Consider the following 25,680-nt stretch of genomic DNA (forward strand, 5'->3'; position numbering starts at 1 on the left):
GCTATACTTATTTAAAGTTTCCCTTTATTCCACGCCACTCTCTAAAATAGAGAAAGACCCATTTTCACAATCAATTTCTGCCATCGCACCGTAAGGTAAAATAAACTTCGGCTCGGTATGGCCAAAATTTAAATTATAAAGAATCGGCAGATCTTCTAAGTTATGTTCTTTCATAACTTGCAGTATTTCATGTTTATATTCTTCATAATACATTTCGTCTTTTGGTTTACCAAAGATGATACCCTTTGCTTTTTGTAGAATGCCTTGCGCTGCGTAATTTCGTAACCAATACTTTATATAACTTGGTTCTGGATGATCTTCAGAAGTTTCAAAGAAGAGAATACTATTCTCCCAATGTTTTTTCTCAGGCCAAAGTTCCGTTCCTTTTGCAAATTCCAATACTTCTATACAACCACCAATTAAGCGCCCTTGTACAGTAGTAGAGCCTTGAAGTAGCTCATATCCACTGTTTTGCTGCATTGTACGTCTTGTATCCTTATTTATCTCTATCCATTCTAAACGCTCACTCGTCCATTCATGAGCTGATTGAATCTCGCCAATCGTTTCATTTGAAAAGAGAGTTCGATTTACCATTTCAATTGTATATGGATCCATTTCTACATTTTCGGCAAAGTCGGTCAAAATTGCCGGACCATAAAAAGAGGAAAGACCTGCTTTATGACAAAATAAATGTGAAACGGTAACGTCAGAGTATCCCATAAAAATTTTCGGGTTTTCACGTATTACATTAAAATCTATATAAGGAAGTAAGCGAATGCTATCTTCACCGCCAATATTCGCAATAATTGCTTTCACGCGCGTATCTTTAAATGCTGTCATTAAATCTTCCGCACGAGCTTGTGGATTGTTATAAATGAATTCGCTACCTTTTAAACTATTCGGCATTGGGACAACTGTAAGACCGAAAACTTCTTCTAATCTTTTTACTCCTTGTTCATATCGCCAGCTTATTTCAGAATCACCTGCGCCTCCCCATGAAGGACTTACTGTTGCTACGATATCTCCTGCTTGTAACCTCTTTGGTTTTATTAACATGTTAACACCGCTCCTACATAATGTAATGGACTACAATTATACAAACTGTATCATTGAAAAAACATGATGCATGACATTAGTTTCTTCATCATCAATCCGTTTACCTGCTGATATGCAAGAATTTAGCAGTAGTGTTGAATATAGGAATAATCGATTTATATTAAAAAGTACAGTATGCATCATTGCATGAGAAAGATGGTTGCTATTTTTCACTAATTGTAACTATTTTGGTTGCAGGTTGGTCGTAACCAATCAAAAAATATAATCATCATGAATGGAGAGGTTACAGCTTTTCCTGAATAAGAAAGCTATCGCCTTTAGGCACTTGGGATGAAAGTGAGATTGGATACGGAGTGTCACTAAAAATCGCAACGTTCGTAGTACTTTAAGTGTCTGAGGCATAGGTAGTTTCTTCGGTTTTTTTGTTGGGATTTTTAGGGGAGTATTCTTTAATTATTAGATAGAGAGGTAAAATAAAAATACACCTAATTACTAGGTGTATTTTTTAGACTTGAAAACCACATATGTATTGGAAATTTCTCTCGGGTAGAGTGTATCACAATAGAAATCATGTATATACATAATATTCGTTACATCGAATGGTTTCCTTGTAAGTATATGAAAATGGTAATCTAAATAGATTTTAATTTTGTTAACTTACCAACCTGTACCATGTTCAGAATTAGCAGGAGCCCCACCAGTGTCACCGATGTTTAATGCAGGAGCGCCGCCAGTATGGCCCTCAGAAAAAGAAGGAGCTGGTGGAGACGGGAAGTGAGTATGTCCAGCTTGATTTGTGAAACCTGCGTTTAAGCCAAATGCAGCAATACCCGTAAATGCAATACCTAAAGCGATTTTACCAATTGTTTTTTTCATTTCTTTAACCCTCTTTCATTTGATTTTTTTGCTATTGTACTATTAAAGAAGTATAAACTTGCTTTTTCATGTTGTTGTTTGTTATAAAACGCAAGAGCTAGTTTTTCAAGATACTCAGAAACATAGATATATAAAGATTCTTTATTGAAGTATTCAATTCCTTCTAAAACAATCGGTTCAATTTTGTCTAATTCAGTTTGATTCGTAAAAGCTTCTAATATAGCAAAGTGATGTTTGTGCTCTTCATTACCAAGTTCAGAAATAAGTTGTTTCCCTATTTTAATGTAGTGGTTTGCTTTGTCGATAAGTCCTAATTTTTCATGTTCTTGTGCAAGTAAGAATATAGCTTTGTAGTGAGATGGGATTTTTTCAACAACTTGTGTCAAGTGACGAATCGCTTCTTCAGAAAGATTCTGGCTAGCATATAGATGACCTAGATTACCGCGCACATACAGTTGTAATGATTCTTCATTTAATTTTTGGAGAATATCTAACGCTTTGTTATAGCTTTCCTCAGCTTGTTCAAAATGTCCTACGTCTACATAAGAAGCACCAAGTACACTTAAACAGGATGAAATATTTCTTTCACATCCGTGTTGCGTTTCAAAAAATTCTAATGCTTTAGAAGCATTTACAATCGCAAAACTTGGTTGTTGTTGGTGACAATGATAAGCAGCGTATCGGTAATAGAAATCAGCTTGTTCAATTTGGCTGTGTCCGGATAAAAGTGCTTGTGCTTTTAAGAAATATTCTTCTGCTTCTTGATAATGATTAATTGCTGCAAAATGAATCGCTTTATAATAATGATATAGGTAAGATAAATGTTTATCTTCTGGTTTTTCCTGGTCTTCTATGATTTGAAAACTATCTTTCGTGATTGATAGTCCATCTGTCAGAGCTGTATGTCGGAACTGGAGTAATGCGTAATATAAGTGATAAAGTGGAAATGTTTCTGTTTCTTTCAAAAGCATTTCTTCATGTTCTTTTTTAGCTTCTTGAAACTGAATTTGTGCTTCCTTAACGTTTTGCGTTAAGATTGCATGGTACCAAGCTTCTAAATGTTTTGTTGTATACGTATGTCCCTTTAATGAAATGTTCATATTAGCCCCCTTGTATATTTTTCTATATAATTGTAACTATAATGGTAACATAATAAAAAGTAATTATATGGAATATTTTCTTGATAAATAATATTCTGAATTTTTAAACTTGTCAATCTATATGTTTTTATAGTATTGTCCATGTTTTTTGGGGGAAAGGGATCATAATTAACTATAGAATCTTAATAAAATGATGTCACATGCACAGTACTAAAATAAAAGTTGAGAAAGTATGCATGAGGTCTGAATAGGATGAAAAGATAACCCCCCTAGTTATATAGCTAGGGGGGTGTGTGTTAAATAGTTTCACCGTGAGCTTCTAGTTTTGGAGCAGGGAAATGTTCGTGCCCCTCAAGTTTCGGAGCAGGAGTATCGCCAATATTGAAAGCAGGAGCCCAAGTATCCCCTTTATTATATGATGAAATAGGAGGTCTTCCATGATCATAAGCAGGAGCCCATGAATCTCCATGTGAATCTAATTTAGGAGTAGGAAGATCCCCATGTCCCTCTAATTTCGGGGCAGGAAGATCAGCATGGCTCTCTAGTTTAGGAGCAGGGAAATCCCCATGTCCCTCTAATTTCGGGGCAGGGAAATCAGCATGGCTCTCAAGTTTCGGAGCAGGGAAATCCCCATGTCCCTCTAATTTCGGGGCAGGAAGATCAGCATGGCTCTCTAGTTTAGGAGCAGGAACATCGCCATGCTCCGCTTTTACAACGCCGCCATCCCCAATATTTATACCAAAAAGACCAAAGCTGAATACCGATAAACCTACAACAGCTGTACTAATTTTTCTTTTCAATCTATATCTCTCCTTTTGCTATGGTTTTCCATTTTGTCTAAACGTGGTAGATAAAATGAAATAAATCGTAAAAAATTACCGATTATATTACGATATACGAATGATTCTGTGTAATATTTTGTAAAACCTCCTTGAAATTTGAAATTTATGAAAATAAAATTCGACATGGTTCATTTTTCAATTCGTTGAATAGATTTTGATTGAGTTTTTATAAAGCTATTCGCTAACTTTAGGACCGAAAGCGGCTCTTAATTTCTTTATACCGTGCCCATAAGGTTATTTTAGCTTTGAATTAAATTAACTATTATAATTCGAGAATTTAGTCCTCTTGCTGCATATTTAAAAGTTACAGTATGCAACATTGCATAAGAAAGATGGTTGCTATTTCCTACAACTTGTAACTATAATAGTTACAGGTTGGTCGATACCAATCAAAAATAAAATCATCATGAATGGAGAGGTTACATATGGGTATGAAAAAAATAATTTTAGCAGGTGCTTTAGGGATCGCAGCATTATCAGGAACGAATTTACCAGGGTTAGAACTAACAAAAGCGAGTGCTGCTTCTATTGAATCGAATTTCTCAACATTAGAAGGACGAGTGGTAGAAGTAGATAACGGTGTAATTGTTGTAAAATCTAAGCAATACGAAGAACCTGTTAGTGTATATATGGATTCATTTTCAAATGTGAAAGTAGGGGATGAAGTAAAAGCTACTGGATCTATGATGCGTAATTTTACAGAATATATGGTTGCAACTGCAGTTGAAAATACAACAAACAAGTTGGGCATGCATATGAAAGAAGACGGTTCTCCTGATTATGTAATTGGTGAAGTATCAAAAATAGGAACGATGGAAGATGAGGGAGACGGTGCTACTACATATGTCGTAGTTGAATATCCATCGCTAAACGGGAAGAAAGTTATTATTGATGTTTTCTTAACAAAGGGGCAAGTGTTTAAAACGGGTGAGAAAGTGAAAGTTGATATGAAGTATGTGGGCTGGGGCGGCAGTTCTATTAACTGGAACACAACGGATCATATCGAAAAGGTTTATGAGGTAAAGAGCAGTGTTGAAAATAATGATGATGTTTGGATTTGGTCTTAATTAGACTTCTGTAAATAACAAATGTATCATGCAGTATCCATCAAATGATCATGTGTATGATTATTTGATGGGTACTTTTTTGTTTTGTATTTTATTGAGAATAAGGGATTTCCGATTTGAATATGATGTTTAAATCGGAGCGAATTAAAAAATACAATAATGAAAGAGGTGTTTATATATGGAGCGAGATGAGAATTATTTACGAGCTAAAAAAAGGGTGGAGAATTTAAAAGCGTTTTATATTCATTTAACGGTGTATATACTAGTTAACTTAATGCTTTTTTTCATAAATATAAGTTCTGATTCAAGTAAATTATGGTTTTTATATCCACTTGGAGGTTGGGGGATCGGTATCGTTATACATGGTTTGACAACTTTTCCAGTTGGGATATTCGGAAAAGAGTGGGAAGAACGAAAGATTAAAGAATATATGGAGAAAGATAAGTAAATTTATTTCTGGAATGTATGAATATAAATCTCTGGGATCAAATGTTTGATGCGAAGTCTATTCTATAGCTTCGCCTATTTGCTTTGTATTCGAAGTTTGTGCGAGTGAGTGTTCATATTCATTTTTTTAGCATCAACTGCATGTGAAATCAAAACTTTACTTGTAGTACATAATAAATACAGTTGTTTTACTTTTTAAATTACATGTGGATATAGGATAAAGTTGTTTTATCATCCTATATTAAAATAAAAATAAACCACTGTTCGATTTGAATATTCCACGATATAATAGTGAGAGTTTATGACAGAATAAATATTTACATAAGAAGTGAGGTACTGTATGAAAAAAAGAACGACAGACATTATTTTTATTATTATCGGTGCATTTCTTTTTGCGTTAGGTGTCAATTTGTTTGTTATTCCGAACGAGTTTGGTGAGGGCGGGGTAACAGGTATCACGATTATTACGTACTATTTATTTGAGTGGTCACCAGGCTTAGTTAACTTAATTTTAAATGCGATATTGTTAATAGCTGGTTATAAATTTTTGAATAAGATCACAACAATTTATACGATCATCGCTGTAGTTACGAACTCGCTATTTCTTCATTTAACAGAAGGATGGACGATTGCTTCTGATGAAATGCTCGTAAATGCCATTTTCGGTGGAATATTTATCGGATGCGGGATTGGTCTTATTATTCGCGTTGGCGGAACAACAGCAGGTACTACTATCTTAGCAAGGATGACGCATAAATATTTAGGATGGAGCATTAGCTATGGTTTACTGTTCTTCGATTTAATTGTTGCGTTTTCATCTTATTTCATCATTGGTGCAGAAAAACTGATGATAACAATTATTATGCTATATGTAGCAACGAAAGTGATGGAGTTTGTAATTGAAGGTTTAAATCCGAAGAAAGCCATTACGATTATTTCTGATAACCCGAATGAAATTGCCGGGAAGGTAACTACCTTAATGGGCAGAGGGGTTACTGTGTACTCAGGTCATGGTTATTACACGAAAACTCCGAAGGAAATTCTTTATGTTGTTATTAATAAGCAAGAAGTAGTCAAGCTAAAACGGATTGTTCAAACTACAGATCCAGCTGCGTTCATCGCTATACACGATGTTCGTGACGTATTTGGAGAAGGATTCGTTGATATTTCTAAAGCGTAGAAATTACTTTTCATTAAAATAATCTTAATACTAAAACGTGAGAATCTATTTTGAATAATCTTTTTTCAAAATAGATTCTTTTTCTTTTTCTTGCAAAAAATTCAATTGTTTCTTAATGTAGTGATGTAGAAGGATGAACGAGAGAGGGTTTAATGAAGATGATACATATTTTATTAGCTGATGATGATAAGCATATTAGAGAGTTACTACATTACCATTTACAAAAAGAGGGGTTTAAAGTTTTTGAAGCGGAAGATGGGAAGGTAGCGCAAGAAGTATTAGAGAAGGAAAACATTCATCTTGCGATAGTAGACATTATGATGCCGTTCGTTGATGGCTATACGTTATGTGAAGAAATTCGTAAGTATCATGATATCCCTGTTATTTTATTAACAGCAAAGGATCAGTTAGTCGATAAAGAAAAAGGATTCATTTCTGGTACGGACGATTATATTGTAAAGCCATTTGAACCAGCTGAAGTCATTTTCCGTATGAAAGCATTATTGCGTCGTTATCAAATGCTGAGTGCTGACATTATTACACTTCACGGAACGACAATTGATCGTAAAGGTGTTGAAGTGAAGTGTAACGGTCAAACGATTTTACTTCCGTTAAAGGAATTTGAGTTATTATCACAACTTGCTAGTTATCCTGGAAGAACATTTTCAAGAGAAGAATTAATTGAATTAGTATGGGGAATGGATTTTGAAGGAGATGAACGAACAGTTGATGTTCATGTGAAGAGACTACGAGATCGTTTCTCAAAACGAACAGACGATTTTCACATTACAACGGTGCGCGGACTCGGTTATAAGTTGGAGTTGAAATAAAATGAAATCACTATACTCTAGATTTGTATTTATGACGGTTGGGATTATGCTTCTTAGTAGTATTATCGGTTTTTTATTAACAAATGTGTACTATCAAGTGAAGTTAAAACCGTATAACAGTGAAAAGATTTTAAAGTACGCTGAGGAAGTTAAATCGTTATATGAAAAGCAAAGTGAAGAAAATAAAGAGACGTATTTACATTCTATTGCGAAATTAGGATATGAAATTTATATTGTCGATGATCAAAAGAATGGAAAGCGTATCGGAAATGCGTTTCGTAATACGTCTATTAGCGACGATACAGTTCATAAAGTATTACAAGGGGAAACGTTTAATGGTGTTTCCACATATCCAACGCGCTTATTTATTACAGGATTTTTCGATAATGAATTAATAAATAGTGTCGGTGTACCAGTGCAACACGGTGATAAACAGTACGCTTTATTTATTCGTCCCGACATTCAGAACCAATTTGGCGAGATGCGAATTTTCTTAGCGGTATTACTTGGATTTATCGTACTATTAAGTATTATCTTTATAGCGATTGCAGCAGGTTACATCGTTCGTCCCATTCGTAAATTTACGAAGGCTACGCAAAAAATTGCGAGTGGTAAATATGAAATTGAATTAGATGTAAAACGAAAAGATGAAATTGGTACGTTATCTACAAGCTTCCAGAAGATGACGAAGAGTATAAAAGAATTAGATGAAATGAGACAAGAATTTGTTTCGAACGTCTCGCATGAATTTCAATCGCCACTTTCTTCTATACAAGGTTTTTCGAAAACATTGCAATCAGAAAAGATGAGTGAAGAAGAAAGAAATCATTACTTACGAATTATTGAGGGCGAAAGTAAGCGAATGTCTAGTTTATGTAAACAGTTACTTACGCTCGCTTCTTTAGATAAAGAAGAGAAAGTATTACAAATAAAAGAATTCAATTTGCAGAAGCAAATTAAAGACGTCATTTTTATGCTCGAATGGAAATGGCGTGAAAAAGATATTGCTGTTGAATTTGATGTGCCGGACATTACAATACAAGGTGATGAAAACTTACTTCATCAAGTATGGAGCAATATTTTTACGAATAGCATTAAGTTTTCAAATGATGCTGGAACGATTGAATTTGTTGTAGAAGAATTAGAATCAAGTGTGATGATCTCTATATCAGATAACGGAATCGGTATGGAGCAAGAAGAAATGGATCGTATTTTTGAACGTTTTTACAAAGTAGATACAGCAAGAGCAAGAAACGTAGAAGGTAGTGGTTTAGGATTATCGATTGTGCAGAAGATTGTGGAACTGCATAATGGAAATGTTTCAGTGTATAGTACGAAAGGGGAAGGGACGACCGTTCAGGTTGAGCTTCCGAAATAGATGGAAGAGGCTGCTTCGGAAGGGCCTCTTCTTTTTGGTTTCTAGTATACGTGTAAAGTGAAAAAATGTGAGTCATTTTCATTACATAATCGGACGAGTTTGTGGAGTGAGCTCAGGAGGAAGTTTATTTAAACATGTAGAATCTCTACAGAGTTATAAGGATTTTATTGAGACTTTAACTATTTAGGGAGGAAATTACTTTGAAACGAATTGACTTGTTATTAAACGTACTAGATTCAACATTCGATAAAGAGAGTTGGTATGCACCGTTTAAACATGCTATAGAAGGACTTACAGCCGAACAGGCTATGTGGAAACCATCTGGTGAGGAAACGAATACCATTTGGGAGAACGTTAATCATCTCATTTATTACAAAGAGAGGCTTGCTGCAAACTTAGAAGGTCGTGAATGGAAACATAATCTTGACGGTAATGACACCTTTTATCTTACTAAGCAATCCAATGATGATGAGGAATGGAAGAAAGTTGTTGAACGTTCTGAAAATGCTCAGCGTAATTTAAGACATGTATTGAGTGCAATTTCTGAAAAAGAGGTTGAACAAAATTCACTTGAGGGGAAATTACTAGATATCATGCTTCATGATGCTTATCATACAGGCCAAATTATTCAATTAAGGAAAATGCAGGGGTCTTGGTCATCAAATCGATAATTGAACGTTTTAGTTGGTGCTATTGTTATATTTTTAGTGAAGTATTTTTCATTCAAAATTAAATAACTATATGTTTAACCCCGTTCCAAATTTAGAACGGGGTTATGTTTGTTTCTGTTATAAAGCCGCACCTTTCCCGCACTCTTCTTTAAACCGAACCCCAAAAGTATCCGCTGTAATTTCATCAGCTTTCGGTAATGCCCGTAATTTTGGATGAAGTAGCCATACGAGAGAAATAAATAAAATCCCGATGCTAGCGAGCGCGAAAATGAGTTGGCTACTAAATACATTTGCCGTGTATCCGCCAATTAAAGAACCGAACGGCATAGCAATTGTGCCCATACTTCGCATGACTGAGTTGATACGTCCAATATATTGATTTGGAATTACAATTTGACTAATTGTCGCAAATAATATGTTGGTCGCACCAATTGGTATCCAAGCTAAGCCGAATAAGAGAATAGACAGCCATTGGAACGGTACAATGGTAGAGAGAAACCAAAAGATAGCGCCAGTCGCAAAGCTAATAATGGAGACACGGCCAACATTACGTTTGCCAACCCATGAACTGAATAAAGCACCGATGAGACTACCTGCTGATATAGCAGCTAAGAAGAAGCCATATGATTTCACGCCTCCTAAAGAGTCAGCGAAAGAAGGGAGTATGGCCATCGTCATACCGATAGAAAAATTAGCAACAACTGAACCGATTAAGAAGACACCCATTAAGGAACGAAAGACGATTGAAAAACCTTCTTTTAAATCGGAGAAATATTGCTTAGTTGAAAGCGATGTGCCCGCTTCGGTTTGCTTTGGCATTTTTAATGAAAAGAACAGAAGGGCAGTAATCGCGAATGTTAAGGAGTCGATCACATATAAAGTGATTGCGCCAAGTAGTGCTACTAATATGCCAGAAAGAGTCGTACAAATTAAATCAATGCCTTGATACGCAAATGAAAAGAGTGAATTACCTTTTAATAATTGTGTTTTATGCAGTAGAAGTGGTAAAGCTTTTGATTGTGCGGGATAGGCGAATTGTTCGATAAAGGCTACGATGGGCATAATGATGAGTAGTAGTTGAACTGTTAATAGATCGAAGTAGTGTGTAATAGGAATGATTAAAATAAGAATGCATTGCAGGACTTGTGTGATGACGAGAGTGTTTTTGATTGACCATCTATCAACGAATGGTCCAGTAAGAAATTGAAGTGCAGAAGGTAATAATGTAAGGAAACCAGCTAATCCAGAATAGAAAGGATTACCACTCAGTTTATATACGAGCCACATCGCCGCTACATAGTACAAACTATCTCCTATGTTTGTAAAAATTCTCCCTAAAAACAATAAGAGGAAATTCCGGTTTTTTAATATGTCCACTTTATCTACTCCTTTATAATAAATTTATTCGGTAAAATAAAATTGACCGTTGTTGTAAAAAAAAATCGTATTACGATTTTTTTAAAATGAAACTATATCGACGCAAAATGAAATATATCGACGTTTCGACAGGGGATATCGACTTATCGACAAACACCGACAAGTTTATTCCTCTTCTTTTTTCACAAAGCGCTGCATTGCTCGCTCATCGATTTGTAGTGCAGTAGTAGAAATGTAATAAGATTTACTATTTGGATCTTTATCTGCGTCTTTTGCAATCTCATTTAATTCAGCCATTAATTCATGAAACTTTTTCACCCATACTTGAAATTGTTCTGGCGTTGCATCAAACTCCCAGCAAGACGAAACGTAATTCCACTCAGCTGGATCTTCGCTTACTTTTCGTAATGTAAAAGCTTCTTCTGGTGCAGCGAGAATATGGCTTTTCGTTCTTTCTGTCATTTGTAAAAAGATTTGGCGACCTGATTCACTTAATATTTCTAAATGAGGTAATAGTTCAGCAGCAGGGGTAAAACCTCTAGCGACAGATTGATAAAACTTTTGAACGATGCCATTCTTTTCTTCTGTATAAACAATTTCTATAAAACCATTCTTCTCTAATTCTTTTAAATGATAATGAATTTTAGCCCTTGAAATGCCGAATTTTTCAGATAGTAGTTGTCCTGTATAAGGTCGTTCGCATAGACGCATCATCATTTCGACACGTAGTGGATCGCTTATTGCTTTTAGTTGGCTATAAGTAGTTAGTGTTAACATGGGCTTCAAAATGATCAACTCCTCAAATAAAATTACTCGGTCAATATTATTTGACTGAATTGTATCAAGGATTCAAATTATTTTCAATACTTTCTGAAAATTTAATCTTATCCTCTGTAATCTTCTGTTCATATTCCGTTCATATTTCTTTTTTATGATGAGTGCATAGAAAGAAAGAGGAAGGAGCGAGCGAAATGTTTTTAGCTCTGCGTGAATTAAAACAATCAAAATTAAGATACGGATTAATCGGACTGATTATGGTGTTATTATCATTTTTAGTTCTTGTTATTTCAGGATTAGCAAATGGATTATCATATGATAATGCTTCATCGATTCAAAATATGGAGGCAAATAAGTTCGTCTTAGCAGATGATGCGGAAAATAAATTACTTCGTTCACAAATTAAGCAAGATGATGTAAATAACGTAGTAAATCAAGTAGGCGAGAAAGAGGCCGTTCCGTTCCGTGTGAAAGTTTCAACGTATGAAAAGAAAGACAGTTCGAAAAAAGTTGATGTTGCTATTTTCTCAAGTGAACGCGATTCATTTTTAGAACCGAAAATTGTAAAAGGTGAGAAATTAGGTACAGCAAACAACGAAATGGTTGCTGATGAATCAATTAAAGAAAAAGGAATCGATATTGGAGATACAATTATCGATCCTGTTTCAAAGAAAGAATTTAAAATCGTTGGATTTACGAAAGATCAAATGTTTAGCCATACACCAGTCGTTTATGTAAATGAAGACGTATGGGGTGCTATTTCACAACCAAACCAAAAAGATTATAGTGCAATTGCGCTGAATACAGATAAAGACATTAAAAATGCACATGTTATCGACAAAAAAGAAGTATTACAAAGTATTCCAGGATTTAAAGAAGAGCAAGGAACATTAACGATGATCATTGCGTTCTTACTTGTTATCGCTGCGTTACTAATCGGTGTATTCTTCTACGTCATTACACTGCAAAAAACACAGCAATTAGGTGTATTAAAAGCAATTGGTACAAAGAACTCTTATTTAGCAAATAGCTTAGTCGTACAGGCGTTATTCTTATCAGTTGTGGCGATGGTAATCAGCATTGTTCTTGTACAAGGATTAGAACAAATTTTACCAGCAGGTATGCCGTTCTTATTAACAACACCGATGATTGCACAATATGCAGCAATCTTTATCGTAATTAGTATTTTAGGAACACTTATTTCGTTATATCAAGTATTAAAAGTTGATGCATTAGAAGCAATTGGAGGCGGGATGTAATGACTTCATTATTAAAATTAGACAAAGTAAGTAAAGTGTACGGAGAAGGGAATACGGAAGTAACAGCCCTTCATCCGATGTCGCTTGATGTGAAAGCTGGAGAGTTTATCGGAATCGTCGGTCCTTCGGGATCAGGGAAAAGTACATTATTATCAATCGCGGGTGCTTTATTATCACCATCAAAAGGGGATATTTACATTCGTGAGCAAAATATTACGAAGTTATCAGAAAAGGAAATGACAGACATTCGTTTGAAAAAAATCGGTTTCATTTTCCAATTCGCAAATCTTGTTCCATATTTAAATGTAAAAGAACAATTACTTTACATTGCTAAGCTGAAAAAAGAAAACAAACAAGAATCTGAAAAGCGTGCGGATCACTTATTAGCAGCATTTGGATTAGGAGAAAGAAAAAATCATTATCCAAATCAACTATCTGGTGGAGAAAAACAAAGGGTAGCAATCGCTCGTGCTTTCATGAACAATCCAGATTTAATATTAGCGGATGAACCAACGGCAAGCTTAGACTCAAAACGTGCGCGTGAAGTTGTTGAAATGATGAAACGCGAAGTGAAAGAAAGTCAAAAAGCAGCCATTATGATTACGCATGATGAAAGAATGCTTGATGTATGTGATCGTATATTGACGCTTCGAGATGGACAATTAATATAAAGAAAAGGGCCAACCGTACATGCGGTTGGCCCTTGTATAATTGTTTTTAATAAGTATAATGGCTTTATTTTGAGAATAACGTTTTAATTTTATTTCGTGTTACTAATAAAATCCCGCCTAATACAGATAACATACCTAAAGCCATATTATTGGATTGCTCATTACCAGCGTTAGGAAGTTCTCTAGCATTATTGTTTGCGTTTGTCGTACCAGTCTTTGTCTCTGTTTGTTTCGATTGAGATACTTCATTAATTTTGTTATCTACATTTTGCTTCGTTGTATGTACCTCAGCTAATTTGTCATCAATTTTTTTCTCAGTATGTTTAAAGTCGTTGATTTTAATATCTAAGTCTTGTTTTTTCTTTGTTAAATCGTCTGAAACAGTTTGTTTCGATTGTTTCATTTCGTTAATTTTATTGATTAATTCTTCTCTAGCTTTTTGTAATTCAGCTAGTTTGTTTTTTACATCTTGTTTAGCCAGTTCTAAGTTAGCGGAAAGGCTATCTAAATTGCCTTTAATTTTCTTAAGTTCCTCTAACGTGTTACCAGTATTCGGTTTGTTTTCTTTTAGCTCAGCAAGTTTGTCCTCAGCAGTTTGTTTCGCTTTCTTTAACTCAGCTAATTTTTCATCTACCTGCTTTTTCACTTCCTTAAGTTCATTAACCTTTTGATCGATGTTCTCTTTATGTTGCTTAATTTCATTCACTTTTTCATCGACAGTTTGTTTATGTTCTTTAATCTCATTCACTTTATTATCGATATTTTGCTTATGCTCTTTTACTTCAGCAACTTTATCTTCTACTTGTTTTTTATGCTCTTTTATTTCCGCGATTTTATCTTCGGCGATTTGCTTGTCTTGCTGAAGTTTTGCATCTAACTCTTGTTTATGTTGTTTAATCTCATTGATTTTTTCATCAGCAACTTGTTTACGTTCATGTAGTTCATTCACCTTTGTATCAACATTTTCCTTAACCTTGTTAAGTTCATTCAATGTTTGATCCACGTTTTCTTTGTGTTGCTGCAATTTCGCATCTAACTCTTGTTTATGTTGCTTAATTTCAGCTAATCGATCTCCCGTACTTTGCTGGGGAGTAGCGTCAGTTACTTCTGCATGAGCAGAGTTTGCTCCAGCAATCATTGCTAAAGCTAGTGTAGAAGCTGCGATTGTTTGTTTTGTTTTCATATTTTGTACCTCTTTTCTTTCATATGCATGAGCTGTTTTGTGTAAAAATGAGCATATAGAAGTAGATTATCTTATCATTATATACCATGTTAGGCGCTTAGAGGAAGGATTTGCATAATAATCTATGATTATGTAATTCTTATAGTCTTTTATTTTTGGGTAGGGGACAAATCTTTAGCTAGATGAACAACTTCTTCAATAGTAAAGTTTACATCTTGATTATTGCGAATAACAAACAAATAATCAGCCTCGTTTTCTATAGGATCTACCACATCTTCATGTAGTGATTCAGCTTGTTGTCGATCAAGTACTTCTTTGAAATTGGAATAACCACCTCTAAAAATATTGGTACTTCGCGTGCTTTGAGCTACTCTTTCGTAAAGTACATCATCTGGAATATCAAAATGAACGAGTATGCGTACATATTCATTTTGTGGAAATAATTCGTTTAGTAAATATAACCTTCCGTTTTTACTGCGATTGGAGTTGCAAATGATAAGGTGTAAACTCGTATGTTCTTTTGCATAATCAACAATGAATTTCGAAAGGCCGTGCTTAAAATTATTAGCACCTTCAGCCGGCTGTAATTTTTCGTAATGCGTGTTAATAAATTCAGCTTGGTTATCTTGATCCATAACGAAAGAGTGGGGTAACTCTTTTTCTAATGCTCTTGCAAATGTAGTTTTTCCGCTGTGTGTTTTTCCTACTGTAATAATGACGAATCGTTTCATATTGGCCTCCATATGTATGGTTATAAGCAGGAATATTCAATGTGAATCGACAATTTTCCTGCTAGAGAATATACAAAGTTTCGGAGTGATAGCAGGCTGAAAACTTGACAAAAAAACTTATTTATGCTATAATTTACCAACGTAAAAATAAAGTGTATAATAGGGTTCTCCTGGCCAGGGGAACCCTATTTTTGTTGTGAAAATGAAGGAGAGTGTATGTACGTGAAACAAGGTGAAGCAAGTGTAACGTCGTTAGTATCAGCTTTCAGCAGGGCATATCATAGTGAATTTGATAATCCGAAAATCTTTGATGATTATATCGCTAAAGAATTCATATCGCCAAAAGAACGAAGCGATATTGAAACGAATATGGTTCAAGGGATACATTTTTTCAATACAGACATTGCTGAGCGGTTTCGAGATAATCCGAAAGAAATATTAAAATGGATTACACAAGTTCAATTATCACCAACACCTTTAGCACGTGCGGCATATTGTGAAAGAGTATTACTACATGAAATTACATTAGGCGCAAAACAATACGTCATACTCGGTGCAGGCTTAGATACGTTCAGTTTCAGACACCGAGAGTTAGAAAATAAATTAGAAATATTTGAAGTGGATCATCCTTCTACGCAGCAGTTTAAGAAGGAAAGAATAAAAGAAGCAGAAATTGAAATTCCAAACAACCTTCATTTTGTTTCAATGGATTTCACAAAAAGATTTTTCTATGAAAAGTTACGGAATGAAGGATTTGAAAATAAAAAGACTTTCTTTAGTCTTTTAGGTGTTACGTACTATTTAACGAAAGAGGAACTTTCCAGTTTAATAGAATGTTTATTTGAAATGGTTCCGGTAGGGAGTTCTATCGTTTTCGATTATCCTGATGAAAACTTATTTACAGAAAAGGGACTGTCCAATCGAGTTGGAAATATGGTAAAAATGGCTTCGGTAGGCGGAGAACCGATGAAATCGTGTTTTTCTTATGCCGAAATGGAAGCACTGTTAGAGAAGGCAGGCTTACTCATTTATGAGCACTTATCACCAGAGGATATTCATACATTATATTTTGAAGGACGAAACGATTATTTAGAAGCTTTTGAGACGGTGCATTATGTGCATGCAGTGAAGAAGTAGGGGATTAGTAGGCATGGGGAGAAATCTCTGTGTCTTTTTTGGAAACAAAAGAGAAAATAGAAGATGTTGAAATGAGATGTATATACGTTCCATATGTGTATATTCGCTGCCCAATAAACTACCATCTCACGTAAATTCATACCACATTTTCACTTTTATTTACAAAAAATACTATTAAATATTTTCGGATAATTGTTATAATATAATTAAATTGCTATAAAAGTTTTTTCTAGAGTATGTATTTGAAGAATTCTCATGTGAAAAGAGCAAGTTCTCAAGTAGAGAATTTGCTCTTTTTTGAAGAGAAATAGGATTAGAAGTACATAAGGGGATAGCAGAATTTTATAAAAGGACTTTCTGTATGTATCCACAACGATGTTTAGATGTAAAGGATTTTTAAATTTATAAAAAGATTAAGAGGCGATAGAAAATGAAAAGATATATTAGTATAAAAGGAATCGGTACATATCTTCCAAAAAGAAAGGTAGATTCTTTTGAAATAGATCGTATGCTACATGTGCCAGAAGGCTGGACATTAAAAAAAGCTGGAGTAAAAACAAGGTATTTTGTTGATGAGGAAACGTCTTCTTATATGGGGGCTGAAGCTGCAAAAAAAGCTGTAGAAGATGCTAAGTTAACTTGGGATGATATTGATTGTATTATTTGCGGAAGCGGAACGATTCAACAGGCAATTCCTTCTACAGCATCACTTATTCAAGAACAGCTCGGGCTACAGCATTCTGGTATTCCATGTTTTGATATCAATTCAACATGTCTAAGTTTCATAACAGCACTTGATACGATTTCTTACGCAATGGAATGCGGAAGATATAAAAATGTTGTTATCATTTCTTCTGAAATTTCTTCCGTTGGATTGAATTGGGGACAAAATGAAAGCAGCATTTTATTCGGTGACGGTGCGGCAGCTGTAGTCATAACAAAAAGCGATCATACATCTTCTATTATTGCTTCCCATATGGAAACATATAGCTCTGGTGCGCATTTATCAGAAATTCGTGGCGGTGGAACGATGATTCATCCTCGGGAGTATAGTGAGGAACGAAAAGAAGACTTCTTGTTCGATATGAATGGAAGAGCTATTTTTAAACTATCTTCTAAGTATTTGTTGAAGTTTATCGACAAGCTACTTATGGATACTGGTTATTCCCTGGCTGATATTGATTTAATTGTTCCTCACCAAGCAAGTGGACCAGCTATGAGACTCATTCGTAAAAAATTAGGGGTTGATGAAGAGCGCTTTATGACCATTTTTGAAGACTACGGTAATATGATTTCCGCATCTATTCCAGTCGCTCTTTTCGAAGCGATTAAGCAAAAGAAAGTACAACGCGGAAATAAAATATTATTACTAGGTACTTCTGCGGGACTTTCTATCGGGGGCATCCTTCTTGAATACTAAGAAAACAGTATTAATTACAGGGGCACGTGCACCAGCAACTCTGCATGTATGCAGACTGTTTCATAGCGCCGGACATACCGTTATTATTGCAGATAGTATTCCTTATCCATTAAGTAAAGTCTCATCCAGTACGGATTACTTTTATGAAATTCCTTCTCCAAAGTGGAAAACAAATGAAAGTATCCGTGCGCTACTATCCATTATTCAACGTCACAATGTGGATTTGCTTATTCCTACTTGTGAAGAAATATTTTATATATCTAAATATAGAGAAGAGTTAAGCGCGTTTTGTCATGTATTAGTAGATGATTTTCAAAAACTTTCATTACTGCATAATAAGTGGGAATTTATTCAGTTCGTAGCGAATTTAGGGTGGCAAGTACCTGCAACATATAGAATAAATAATGAAGAAGCGATACGTTCAATGATGCACAAAACACCAGCTCATACTCCTTTTGTACGAAAGCCGATTTTCTCCCGTTTCTCTGATAAGGTGGAATTTATTACAAAAGAGGATGCTCTAAAAGAAAGCATGATAGATAAGTCGAATTATATTATGCAAGAGTTTATACAAGGGACGCAGCATTGTTCCTACAGCATCGCACAATCTGGGGAAGTGTTAGCTCACTCTACTTATAAAACGGAATTCACGGCAGGCTTAGGTGCTACCATTGCGTTTCAGCATATGAATCATCCTAAAATTGACCAGTTTGTTAGACATATTGTAAAAGAGCTAAACTTCTCAGGACAAATTGCCTTTGATTTTATCGTTACAGAGGATGGAGACGCGATTCCAATTGAATGTAATCCACGTACTACTAGTGGATTACATTTATTCGATGAGGAAATATTGCCCGCTTTTTTTAATGAAACAGTAAACAATACATTCATTCCAAGACAAAATTCGGAGTGTGCAATTCGGTTAGCGATGCTTTTATATGGATTTCCTTATTTAAAAAGTAAACAAAGACGTAAGCGATGGTTAAAAGTTCTAAGTTCTTATCCAGATATCGTTTATCGTCACAATGATTGGAAACCATTTTTTTATCAGTTCTTTAGCATGTATAAATTGTGGCGTGAAAGTTATAAACAGGAACGGACTATTTTAGAACAAACAACATATGACATATCGTGGGATGGTGAAGATTTATGAAAATGCTAGTAACTGGTGGAACGGGCTTTCTAGGACAAAAACTCGCCTTTCGACTGAAAAATATGGGCTATGAAGTAACGGCAACGGGAAGAAATAAAACAATCGGTAAGGTATTAGAACAAAATGGAATCGAGTTTGTTCATTGTCCTCTTGAAGACAGGGATCGTGTGCTACAAGTTTGTAAAGATAAAGATTATATCTTTCATAGCGGCGCACTTTCTTCCCCTTGGGGTAAATATGAAGATTTTTATAATGCGAATGTGTTAGGAACGAAACATATTATCGAGGGATGTCAAAAGTACGGTATAAAACGCCTGATCCACGTATCAACACCAAGTATTTATTTCTATTATGATGAGCGACAAAATGTAGTTGAAAACGCGAAACTTCCTGATACATTTGTAAATCATTATGCAACAACGAAGCACATGGCTGAACAAGCTATTGATCAAGCTTTCGCGCATGGTTTACCAGTTATTACAATACGCCCGCGCGCTTTATTCGGACCAGGAGATAATGCAATTCTTCCGCGTCTTATTAAAGTATGTGAAAAGGGTGCTTTACCGAGAATTGGTACTGAAGATGTTCTTGTTGATATTACGTATGTTGAGAATGTTGTAGATGCTTTACTTCTTTGTATGCATTCCCCAAAACATACATTAGGGCAAAAGTACAATATAACAAATGACGAGCGTGTAAATTTATATGAGGTTATAGAAAATGTAATGAAGCGTCTGGATAAGGAAGTAAAATATAAAAAAATTTCCTACAAAACCGCTTTTTCACTAGCTGCTATACTAGAAGGAATCTCAAAAACTATTTTATTCGGAAAAGAACCTATTCTTACAAAGTATACTGTTAGTGTCCTTTCAAAAAGCCAGACATTAAATATTGATAAAGCTAAAGAAGAACTAGGATATGCTCCAAAAATCAGTATAGAAGAAGGAATTACAAAATTTGTAGACTGGTGGAAAATACAATGAAAATCAAATCTTTAAAGCTATATGATACAGGATATTGCACACATCCAGAAAAAATTGCATATTCCAAGGGCAGTTGGAAACAAATCCGTTTTCCGGCTACAGTAGGATTACTCCAGCATCCAGTATTAGGTTATATTTTATTTGATACTGGATACGCGGGGCATTTTAAAGAGGCGACAAAAAAATTTCCTTACTCTGTATATGCAAAACTTACGCCTGTTCATTTTACGGAAGAGCAATCTATTAAACAGCAACTTCTTCTTGATGGTATTCAGCCAGAAGAAATTAAATATATTATTCTTTCTCATTTTCATGGCGATCATACAGCTGGTTTACCTGACTTTCCAAAAGCGAAAATAGTAACCTTCGCAAAAGCTTATGAGGATATTAAAAAGAGAAGTAAATTTGGTGCTCTATTAAAAGGGTGTCTAAAAGATACACTGCCGATAGATTTAGAGAAAAGGATGTCATTCATTGATCAAACGCCATCCTTTAACTTACCTTCTACATATGGAAAGTTTGAAGAGGGGTATGATGTATTTGAGGATGGCTCATTATTTGCTGTTGACTTAACAGGACATGCAACAGGACAATTCGGTATATTCGTCCATTTACAGAGTGAAAAAATTGTCTTTCTTTGTGCAGACGCAGTGTGGCTAAGTAAAACGTATCAAAACCTTGTATTTCCTAGTAAGATTGCCAACCTTTTAACGAGCGATCCAAAATCTTACCGAAAGAATATTGAGAAGTTACACCATTTATCACAAACATCACCTGAGATTGAAATTGTACCAACTCATTGTGAACATACATGGGATAAAATTAAAGCAGGGGTGTACTATGAATAAACTACGGATTCTCAAGCAATATTTGAAAACTAAATATGGCTTGCGTTTTTCAAATCGCAAACAATTGGAACAGTTTCATAAACAACAAATAGAAAAACAACTTTTGTTCACGATAGAGGCGTCTCCTTTTTATCGCCAGTTATATACACCGTTTTTAAATGAAATTCAAAAGGGGAATTTGGCTGCACTCCCTATTATTGATAAAGAAGTAATGATGGAACATTTTGATACATTAAATACAGTCCATATTTCAAAGGAAGAAGCGTTTCATGTAGCATTTGAAGCAGAAAAGACCCGGAATTTCTCACCAACCATTCGTAATATAACTGTCGGTTTATCATCAGGCACTAGTGGAAATCGTGGGGTTTTTCTCGTTTCCGAGGAAGAACAAACGTTGTGGGCTGGCTCGATTATAGGAAAGGTGCTTCCTTCTAGCATTCTACATAAACACACGATTGCTTTTTTCTTACGTGCAAATAGCAATTTATACGAAGCGACAAAAAATAAGCGAATCTCATTTCATTTTTTGGATTTACTAGATTCGTTTCAGCAGCATATCACGCGATTAAATGAAATACAGCCATCTATTTTAATTGCACCGCCGTCTATGTTACGGAAAATCGCTTATTGGCAGCAAGAAGGACTGATTACGATTTGTCCTAAGAAAATTATCTCTGTAGCAGAAGTTCTTGAAGATATTGATAGAGACTTTATTCATGCAACTTTCAAGCAAACAGTACACCAAGTTTACCAATGTACAGAAGGTTTTCTTGCTACCACCTGTAAGCAGGGGACATTACACATGAATGAAGACCTCGTTCATATTGAAAAAGAATACTTAGATCAAGAGAAAGGGATATTTGTTCCCATTATTACTGATTTCATGAGGAAAACACAGCCTATTATACGCTATCGTCTCAATGACATATTAATTGAGAAAAAAACGCCGTGCAGCTGTGGCTCACCTTTCTTAGCATTAGAACGAATTGATGGTCGATGTGACGATATATTTATTGGAATAAGTGAATTGGATAAGAGCGAAATATTTATTTTTCCAGATTTCATTAGAAGAGCAATTTTGTTTGCATCTAGTGACATTCAAGAATTTAAAGTGATACAACACAGTGTAGACAAAATTGAAATTAAACTTAAAGCACTACCTGAAGATCTCGAATTATGTCAATCAAAGGTAATGCAAGAATTACAGACACTGTGGTCTACTAAAAAGTGTGCGATACCACATTTTTTCTTTTCGCATTACGATATTCAAGTATATGATAAAAAATTAAAAAGAATAGAAAGTCTTGTAAGGCTTGGTGAACATAAATGATTAAGTTACACGATGTTCATTCCTTGCATAGCATTGATTGGGAATCAAAAAAAGATGGAGCATATGTGCGAGATAGTTTCCTGCCTCTTTTTCAAAAGGGCGTTACAGCATTTATTGAAAATGTTAACACGCAGCTCTTTCTATTAGAAATTGATGATCTCATCTTGCCAGTTACTCTTAATAACGCAGAGTTCGAAAATTCATATGTATGTTCTCCTTATACACATTACGTATCTTATGCGTTAGAAGAGCTATGGGAGTTGAAAAAACCATGGCTAGAGAAGCTATTAACCTATCCAATTCATCTTATGGGAAGTTGGTTACGACGAACAAATATTAATAAAGTAATTGTCGTAAATAATTGGATGCTTTCAACAAACCTTTATCACTCGATCAACGAACAACAAATCGAACAAATAACGAATGTATTAGTTGAGAAATTTCCGGAGCATACAATTCTATTTCGCTCTTTAAATAACGAATTATATCCTGTAACGACAGAAGCACTATCTACGGTAGGTTACAAGAAAATTATGTCTCGTTCTATATACTTATTTGATCCGAAACACTATAAAAAAATGAATCGAAAAAAACGAAAAGACTTATTAAATGATAAAAGTTTATTAGAGAAAAGCAAGTATGAAATCATTACGAATGAAGAATTAACGAAAGAGGATATTTTACAAATTTCCCAGTTATACAACCAACTATATATTGAAAAATATTCCGCCCATAATCCAATGTTTACACCCGCTTATTTATGGAATGCTCTGCAGCATCGCTTATTTGAGATAAAGGCTATAAAAAAAGGGAATACAATTGATGGTGTCATTGCTTATTTTATTAGGGATGGAGTTATGACAACGCCGATCCTTGGCTATAATACAAACTCTGACCAGCAACAAGGTTTATACCGTATACTTTCCCTCCTTATTACAATGGATTCAATCGAAAAAGATTTAATTTGTCATTGTAGTGCTGGGGCTGGAGAGTTCAAACGAAATCGTGGTGCAACACAGCAGATTGAATACAGTTATGTATATAATGCTCATCTACCACCTAGGCAACAAAAGGTATGGAAAGTATTAACGTGGATATTAAACACATATATAGAACCGATGGCAAAAAAAAATCGCTTTTAAGCAAAAAAGTTAAGATTCGTAATATGTAGGAGCTATAAGTGTTTTATATTTATCAACAAAGATAGGAAAAATTAATAATATGAGTTAAATGTTTAATCTTGTTCTGTTAGTTGATTGAACAAAATATTTTTTTAGCAAGCTACATAAAATAATCAATCTTTTTCATAAAAATTTAAGGTGGCCAAAAGAACCTCGCACATTTTAATCAAAATGTGTGGGGTTCTTCTTTTTATAAAATGAATATTTGTAGTGTGTAATATATCCAATTGATTAACCGAACTAGTATTTTAGGGGCATTAACTGAAACCATAAATATAACCTCATGTCTATCTTGTTGATGAATTTCATTGTCCTCGGATAAAAAACAGTAAACCCTTTAAGTATGTAGTACTTTGATTTTTATTACAATTTTGTAAGGTTAAGTAATAAAAATCGATAGAACGGGATATTAGAATGGGATACTCTGATTGACGGGTAGAATATTCTGAAAAAAGGGGTAGAGCAAATGAAGAATAGACAAAAAGCATCGATAATATGCAAAAGTATTTTATGTTTAATGATTTGTATATTCATTACGAATGAAGCATGGTTTACAAATGTGGTAAGGGCAGAATCGGGCACGTTGATTGATAGGAGTATAGAGGATTTCAAAAGAAAGCTGGATGAACAGGTACCAAAATGGCAGGGGAATTATGAGGTACCAGGGGTTGCAATAGGGGTTGTACATGAGGGGCGTATTGCTTATACACTAAACTACGGTTATGTAGATAAAAAGACAAAAAAGGCGGTGAGTGATGATACATTGTTTCAAGCTGGTTCCATATCTAAAAGCCTTACAGCGTGGGGAATCCTACATCTTGTAGATGAAGGTCGTTTATCACTAGATGATCCCGTTGGAAAATATCTGACCAAATGGAAATTACCTAATTCAGAGTTTAATAATAATGAAGTCACGATAAGAAGATTATTAAGTCATACAGCAGGACTGTCTGCACATAAAGGATACCTTGGGATTGCACCAGGGAAACATCTTAATTCTATCGAGGAGTCTCTATCTGGAAAAGGATGGCTTAATGAACCAGTGGAGGTTACCAATAAACCAGGTTCAGAAATAATTTACTCTGGTGGCGGATATACAATTTTACAACTTGTAATTGAAGAGGTTACCGAAATACCGTTTGATCGTTATATGGAAGAACAAATTATGAAACCTTTAGGAATGAAATCTAGTTCATTCTTGCAACGTTCTGAAAACCATAACCTTTCAAAAGCTTATGGATATTTTGGAGAGGAGCTCCCTAGTTATCAATTTACCGAACAGGCTGCTGCAGGTCTCAAGACAAATGTTACGGATATGATGACATTGATACTTGCAAGCATGGATGCAAATAATAAAGGGAGTGGTGTCATCAAAAGTGAATGTGTTGAAGAAATGCAAAAGCCAGTATTAGGGGAGAATGGTTTAGGTATATTTGAAAAAAAACTATCTAATCAATGGAGATTACTTTATCATTCTGGTGACAATCGAGGCTGGCATTCTTTTTATGGTTTCATTCCTAATACAAAGGATGGATTGGTAATCCTTACAAATGGTGAAGGTGGTATAGACTTACGACAGGATATTTACCACGCATGGATTGAATATGAAACGGGAAATTTACCTGAAAGTTACATTTCTCTAGCTGAGCAGAGAAAAAGTAATTCCATTACATCAATTGTTATTGGAGCCATACTTAGTGTATATTTGCTGCTATTTGTAATTAGATTGTACAAAGGTAGAAGAACTTTCATTTTTAAGCAAGAGAAGAGATCCTACATTGGATTAGTAGTTAGGACATTTTTACTTATTATTACTGCTATCCTCGTTTTTTGTGCTGCCTATTTGTGGAGAGTTTTCAGCTTGAATTCCGGTAATACAATAAATTTTATTCTAATAATGGTATGGATTATAACATTATTAATTAGTGGATTTTTCCCGAAAATTAGAAGTAACAAAAAACAACGTATGAAACTAAAAGATTTAACATCAAAATTTACATTTATGTAATGTTAAAGGCTAGAAAGCTAGATTGGCGTAAATCGCTAATTGTGGTTTGCAAAAAAAGACAAAACCCCTTAAAAAACTCTTAATTTTTTACCTAATCAACCTTTACAATCTCTCCCTATAATGTGAATTGGACAAGCACCTAAGAGAAAGCAGAACATGTCAGTTTGTACATTTT

Annotated in this window: 24 protein-coding genes; 16 read left to right on the plus strand and 8 right to left on the minus strand. The window is 34.7% G+C overall.

Annotation, left to right across the window (positions count from 1 at the left end; translation table 11 throughout):
- Positions 1-24: 24 nt before the first annotated feature.
- The 4 genes from QCI44_RS11950 to QCI44_RS11965 form a co-directional block, all read right to left on the minus strand.
- Positions 25-1,056: a S66 family peptidase gene (locus QCI44_RS11950; protein WP_016087187.1), complete on the minus strand. Its 1,032-nt coding sequence runs from the start codon at positions 1,054-1,056 to the stop codon at positions 25-27.
- A gap of 657 nt (positions 1,057-1,713) precedes the next feature.
- Positions 1,714-1,932: a hypothetical protein gene (locus tag QCI44_RS11955; protein WP_016134911.1), complete on the minus strand. Its 219-nt coding sequence runs from the start codon at positions 1,930-1,932 to the stop codon at positions 1,714-1,716.
- Positions 1,929-3,032, minus strand: coding sequence for a tetratricopeptide repeat protein (locus tag QCI44_RS11960; RefSeq protein ID WP_088084502.1), 1,104 nt, complete (start codon positions 3,030-3,032; stop codon positions 1,929-1,931). The genes QCI44_RS11955 and QCI44_RS11960 overlap by 4 nt, the downstream gene beginning before the upstream one ends.
- Positions 3,033-3,328: 296 nt before the next feature.
- Positions 3,329-3,832: a hypothetical protein gene (locus QCI44_RS11965; protein WP_353811150.1), complete on the minus strand. Its 504-nt coding sequence runs from the start codon at positions 3,830-3,832 to the stop codon at positions 3,329-3,331.
- A gap of 467 nt (positions 3,833-4,299) precedes the next feature.
- Between QCI44_RS11965 and QCI44_RS11970 the strand changes: the two genes are divergently transcribed.
- The 6 genes from QCI44_RS11970 (at position 4,300) to QCI44_RS11995 (ending at position 9,447) form a co-directional block, all read left to right on the plus strand.
- Positions 4,300-4,941, plus strand: a complete 642-nt coding sequence (locus QCI44_RS11970; RefSeq protein WP_016134908.1) for a F0F1 ATP synthase subunit alpha — start codon at positions 4,300-4,302, stop codon at positions 4,939-4,941.
- A 178-nt stretch (positions 4,942-5,119) separates the two neighbouring features.
- The gene (locus tag QCI44_RS11975) at positions 5,120-5,389 is read left to right on the plus strand and encodes a 2TM domain-containing protein (protein ID WP_000438995.1); all 270 of its coding nucleotides are present in this window, start codon (positions 5,120-5,122) and stop codon (positions 5,387-5,389) included.
- A 339-nt stretch (positions 5,390-5,728) separates the two neighbouring features.
- Positions 5,729-6,568, plus strand: coding sequence for a YitT family protein (locus tag QCI44_RS11980; protein ID WP_000747488.1), 840 nt, complete (start codon positions 5,729-5,731; stop codon positions 6,566-6,568).
- Positions 6,569-6,720: 152 nt separating this feature from the next.
- Positions 6,721-7,398 carry a response regulator transcription factor gene (locus QCI44_RS11985; protein WP_000781965.1) on the plus strand — a complete coding sequence of 226 codons (678 nt, stop codon included), beginning with the start codon at positions 6,721-6,723 and terminating at the stop codon, positions 7,396-7,398.
- Position 7,399: 1 nt separating this feature from the next.
- Positions 7,400-8,776 (plus strand): sensor histidine kinase, encoded by a 1,377-nt coding sequence (locus tag QCI44_RS11990; protein ID WP_353811151.1) that lies wholly within the window; start codon positions 7,400-7,402, stop codon positions 8,774-8,776.
- Between the two features lie 200 nt (positions 8,777-8,976).
- Positions 8,977-9,447 carry a DinB family protein gene (locus tag QCI44_RS11995; protein WP_353811152.1) on the plus strand — a complete coding sequence of 157 codons (471 nt, stop codon included), beginning with the start codon at positions 8,977-8,979 and terminating at the stop codon, positions 9,445-9,447.
- A gap of 117 nt (positions 9,448-9,564) precedes the next feature.
- Here the strand turns inward: QCI44_RS11995 and QCI44_RS12000 are convergent, their stop codons facing one another.
- The gene (locus QCI44_RS12000; protein ID WP_353811153.1) at positions 9,565-10,824 is read right to left on the minus strand and encodes an MFS transporter; all 1,260 of its coding nucleotides are present in this window, start codon (positions 10,822-10,824) and stop codon (positions 9,565-9,567) included.
- Positions 10,825-10,989: 165 nt separating this feature from the next.
- On the minus strand, positions 10,990-11,610 hold the full coding sequence (locus tag QCI44_RS12005) for an ArsR/SmtB family transcription factor (protein WP_016087194.1): 621 nt from the start codon (positions 11,608-11,610) through the stop codon (positions 10,990-10,992).
- A 185-nt stretch (positions 11,611-11,795) separates the two neighbouring features.
- Here QCI44_RS12005 and QCI44_RS12010 point away from each other — a divergent pair, with 185 nt between their 5' ends.
- Complete coding sequence (locus tag QCI44_RS12010; protein WP_016087195.1) at positions 11,796-12,860, plus strand: ABC transporter permease; 1,065 nt, start codon at positions 11,796-11,798, stop codon at positions 12,858-12,860.
- Complete coding sequence (locus QCI44_RS12015) at positions 12,860-13,531, plus strand: ABC transporter ATP-binding protein (protein ID WP_016512575.1); 672 nt, start codon at positions 12,860-12,862, stop codon at positions 13,529-13,531. Before QCI44_RS12010 ends, QCI44_RS12015 begins: the two co-directional genes overlap by 1 nt.
- A 64-nt stretch (positions 13,532-13,595) precedes the next feature.
- Here QCI44_RS12015 and QCI44_RS12020 read toward each other — a convergent pair whose 3' ends face one another.
- Together QCI44_RS12020 and QCI44_RS12025 are read right to left on the minus strand one after the other, a co-directional pair.
- Positions 13,596-14,714 (minus strand): LPXTG cell wall anchor domain-containing protein, encoded by a 1,119-nt coding sequence (locus tag QCI44_RS12020; RefSeq protein WP_088084500.1) that lies wholly within the window; start codon positions 14,712-14,714, stop codon positions 13,596-13,598.
- 149 nt (positions 14,715-14,863) lie between these two features.
- Positions 14,864-15,457: an ATP-binding protein gene (locus QCI44_RS12025; RefSeq protein ID WP_098486732.1), complete on the minus strand. Its 594-nt coding sequence runs from the start codon at positions 15,455-15,457 to the stop codon at positions 14,864-14,866.
- A 204-nt stretch (positions 15,458-15,661) separates the two neighbouring features.
- Here QCI44_RS12025 and QCI44_RS12030 point away from each other — a divergent pair, with 204 nt between their 5' ends.
- The 8 genes from QCI44_RS12030 (at position 15,662) to QCI44_RS12065 (ending at position 25,505) form a co-directional block, all read left to right on the plus strand.
- The gene (locus QCI44_RS12030; RefSeq protein ID WP_088084498.1) at positions 15,662-16,582 is read left to right on the plus strand and encodes a class I SAM-dependent methyltransferase; all 921 of its coding nucleotides are present in this window, start codon (positions 15,662-15,664) and stop codon (positions 16,580-16,582) included.
- 430 nt (positions 16,583-17,012) lie between these two features.
- Complete coding sequence (locus tag QCI44_RS12035; RefSeq protein ID WP_016134899.1) at positions 17,013-18,002, plus strand: beta-ketoacyl-ACP synthase III; 990 nt, start codon at positions 17,013-17,015, stop codon at positions 18,000-18,002.
- Positions 17,992-19,155 carry an ATP-grasp domain-containing protein gene (locus QCI44_RS12040; RefSeq protein ID WP_016134898.1) on the plus strand — a complete coding sequence of 388 codons (1,164 nt, stop codon included), beginning with the start codon at positions 17,992-17,994 and terminating at the stop codon, positions 19,153-19,155. Before QCI44_RS12035 ends, QCI44_RS12040 begins: the two co-directional genes overlap by 11 nt.
- Entirely contained in the window at positions 19,152-20,138 is a 987-nt protein-coding gene (locus QCI44_RS12045) for an NAD-dependent epimerase/dehydratase family protein (protein WP_016134897.1), read from the plus strand. Before QCI44_RS12040 ends, QCI44_RS12045 begins: the two co-directional genes overlap by 4 nt.
- On the plus strand, positions 20,135-20,986 hold the full coding sequence (locus QCI44_RS12050) for an MBL fold metallo-hydrolase (RefSeq protein WP_016087206.1): 852 nt from the start codon (positions 20,135-20,137) through the stop codon (positions 20,984-20,986). Before QCI44_RS12045 ends, QCI44_RS12050 begins: the two co-directional genes overlap by 4 nt.
- Positions 20,979-22,316, plus strand: a complete 1,338-nt coding sequence (locus QCI44_RS12055) for a F390 synthetase-related protein (protein ID WP_016087207.1) — start codon at positions 20,979-20,981, stop codon at positions 22,314-22,316. The genes QCI44_RS12050 and QCI44_RS12055 overlap by 8 nt, the downstream gene beginning before the upstream one ends.
- The gene (locus tag QCI44_RS12060) at positions 22,313-23,458 is read left to right on the plus strand and encodes a hypothetical protein (RefSeq protein WP_016087208.1); all 1,146 of its coding nucleotides are present in this window, start codon (positions 22,313-22,315) and stop codon (positions 23,456-23,458) included. The genes QCI44_RS12055 and QCI44_RS12060 overlap by 4 nt, the downstream gene beginning before the upstream one ends.
- Positions 23,459-23,963: 505 nt before the next feature.
- Positions 23,964-25,505 (plus strand): serine hydrolase domain-containing protein, encoded by a 1,542-nt coding sequence (locus QCI44_RS12065; RefSeq protein WP_016087209.1) that lies wholly within the window; start codon positions 23,964-23,966, stop codon positions 25,503-25,505.
- Positions 25,506-25,680: the final 175 nt, after the last annotated feature.

The sequence above is a fragment of the Bacillus cereus group sp. RP37 genome, from assembly GCF_040459695.1.
Classification (GTDB): Bacteria; Bacillota; Bacilli; order Bacillales; family Bacillaceae_G; genus Bacillus_A.

Bases quoted from the DNA above. Each gene is read 5' to 3' on its own strand.
- QCI44_RS11950 (WP_016087187.1), bottom strand. From the start codon at position 1,056: ATGTTAATAAAACCAAAGAGGTTACAAGCAGGAGATATCGTAGCAACA.
- QCI44_RS11955 (WP_016134911.1), bottom strand. From the start codon at position 1,932: ATGAAAAAAACAATTGGTAAAATCGCTTTAGGTATTGCATTTACGGGT.
- QCI44_RS11960 (WP_088084502.1), bottom strand. From the start codon at position 3,032: ATGAACATTTCATTAAAGGGACATACGTATACAACAAAACATTTAGAA.
- QCI44_RS11970 (WP_016134908.1), top strand. From the start codon at position 4,300: ATGGGTATGAAAAAAATAATTTTAGCAGGTGCTTTAGGGATCGCAGCA.
- QCI44_RS11975 (WP_000438995.1), top strand. From the start codon at position 5,120: ATGGAGCGAGATGAGAATTATTTACGAGCTAAAAAAAGGGTGGAGAAT.
- QCI44_RS11980 (WP_000747488.1), top strand. From the start codon at position 5,729: ATGAAAAAAAGAACGACAGACATTATTTTTATTATTATCGGTGCATTT.
- QCI44_RS11985 (WP_000781965.1), top strand. From the start codon at position 6,721: ATGAAGATGATACATATTTTATTAGCTGATGATGATAAGCATATTAGA.
- QCI44_RS11990 (WP_353811151.1), top strand. From the start codon at position 7,400: ATGAAATCACTATACTCTAGATTTGTATTTATGACGGTTGGGATTATG.
- QCI44_RS12010 (WP_016087195.1), top strand. From the start codon at position 11,796: ATGTTTTTAGCTCTGCGTGAATTAAAACAATCAAAATTAAGATACGGA.
- QCI44_RS12015 (WP_016512575.1), top strand. From the start codon at position 12,860: ATGACTTCATTATTAAAATTAGACAAAGTAAGTAAAGTGTACGGAGAA.
- QCI44_RS12020 (WP_088084500.1), bottom strand. From the start codon at position 14,714: ATGAAAACAAAACAAACAATCGCAGCTTCTACACTAGCTTTAGCAATG.
- QCI44_RS12025 (WP_098486732.1), bottom strand. From the start codon at position 15,457: ATGGAGGCCAATATGAAACGATTCGTCATTATTACAGTAGGAAAAACA.
- QCI44_RS12030 (WP_088084498.1), top strand. From the start codon at position 15,662: ATGTACGTGAAACAAGGTGAAGCAAGTGTAACGTCGTTAGTATCAGCT.
- QCI44_RS12035 (WP_016134899.1), top strand. From the start codon at position 17,013: ATGAAAAGATATATTAGTATAAAAGGAATCGGTACATATCTTCCAAAA.
- QCI44_RS12045 (WP_016134897.1), top strand. From the start codon at position 19,152: ATGAAAATGCTAGTAACTGGTGGAACGGGCTTTCTAGGACAAAAACTC.
- QCI44_RS12050 (WP_016087206.1), top strand. From the start codon at position 20,135: ATGAAAATCAAATCTTTAAAGCTATATGATACAGGATATTGCACACAT.
- QCI44_RS12055 (WP_016087207.1), top strand. From the start codon at position 20,979: ATGAATAAACTACGGATTCTCAAGCAATATTTGAAAACTAAATATGGC.
- QCI44_RS12060 (WP_016087208.1), top strand. From the start codon at position 22,313: ATGATTAAGTTACACGATGTTCATTCCTTGCATAGCATTGATTGGGAA.
- QCI44_RS12065 (WP_016087209.1), top strand. From the start codon at position 23,964: ATGAAGAATAGACAAAAAGCATCGATAATATGCAAAAGTATTTTATGT.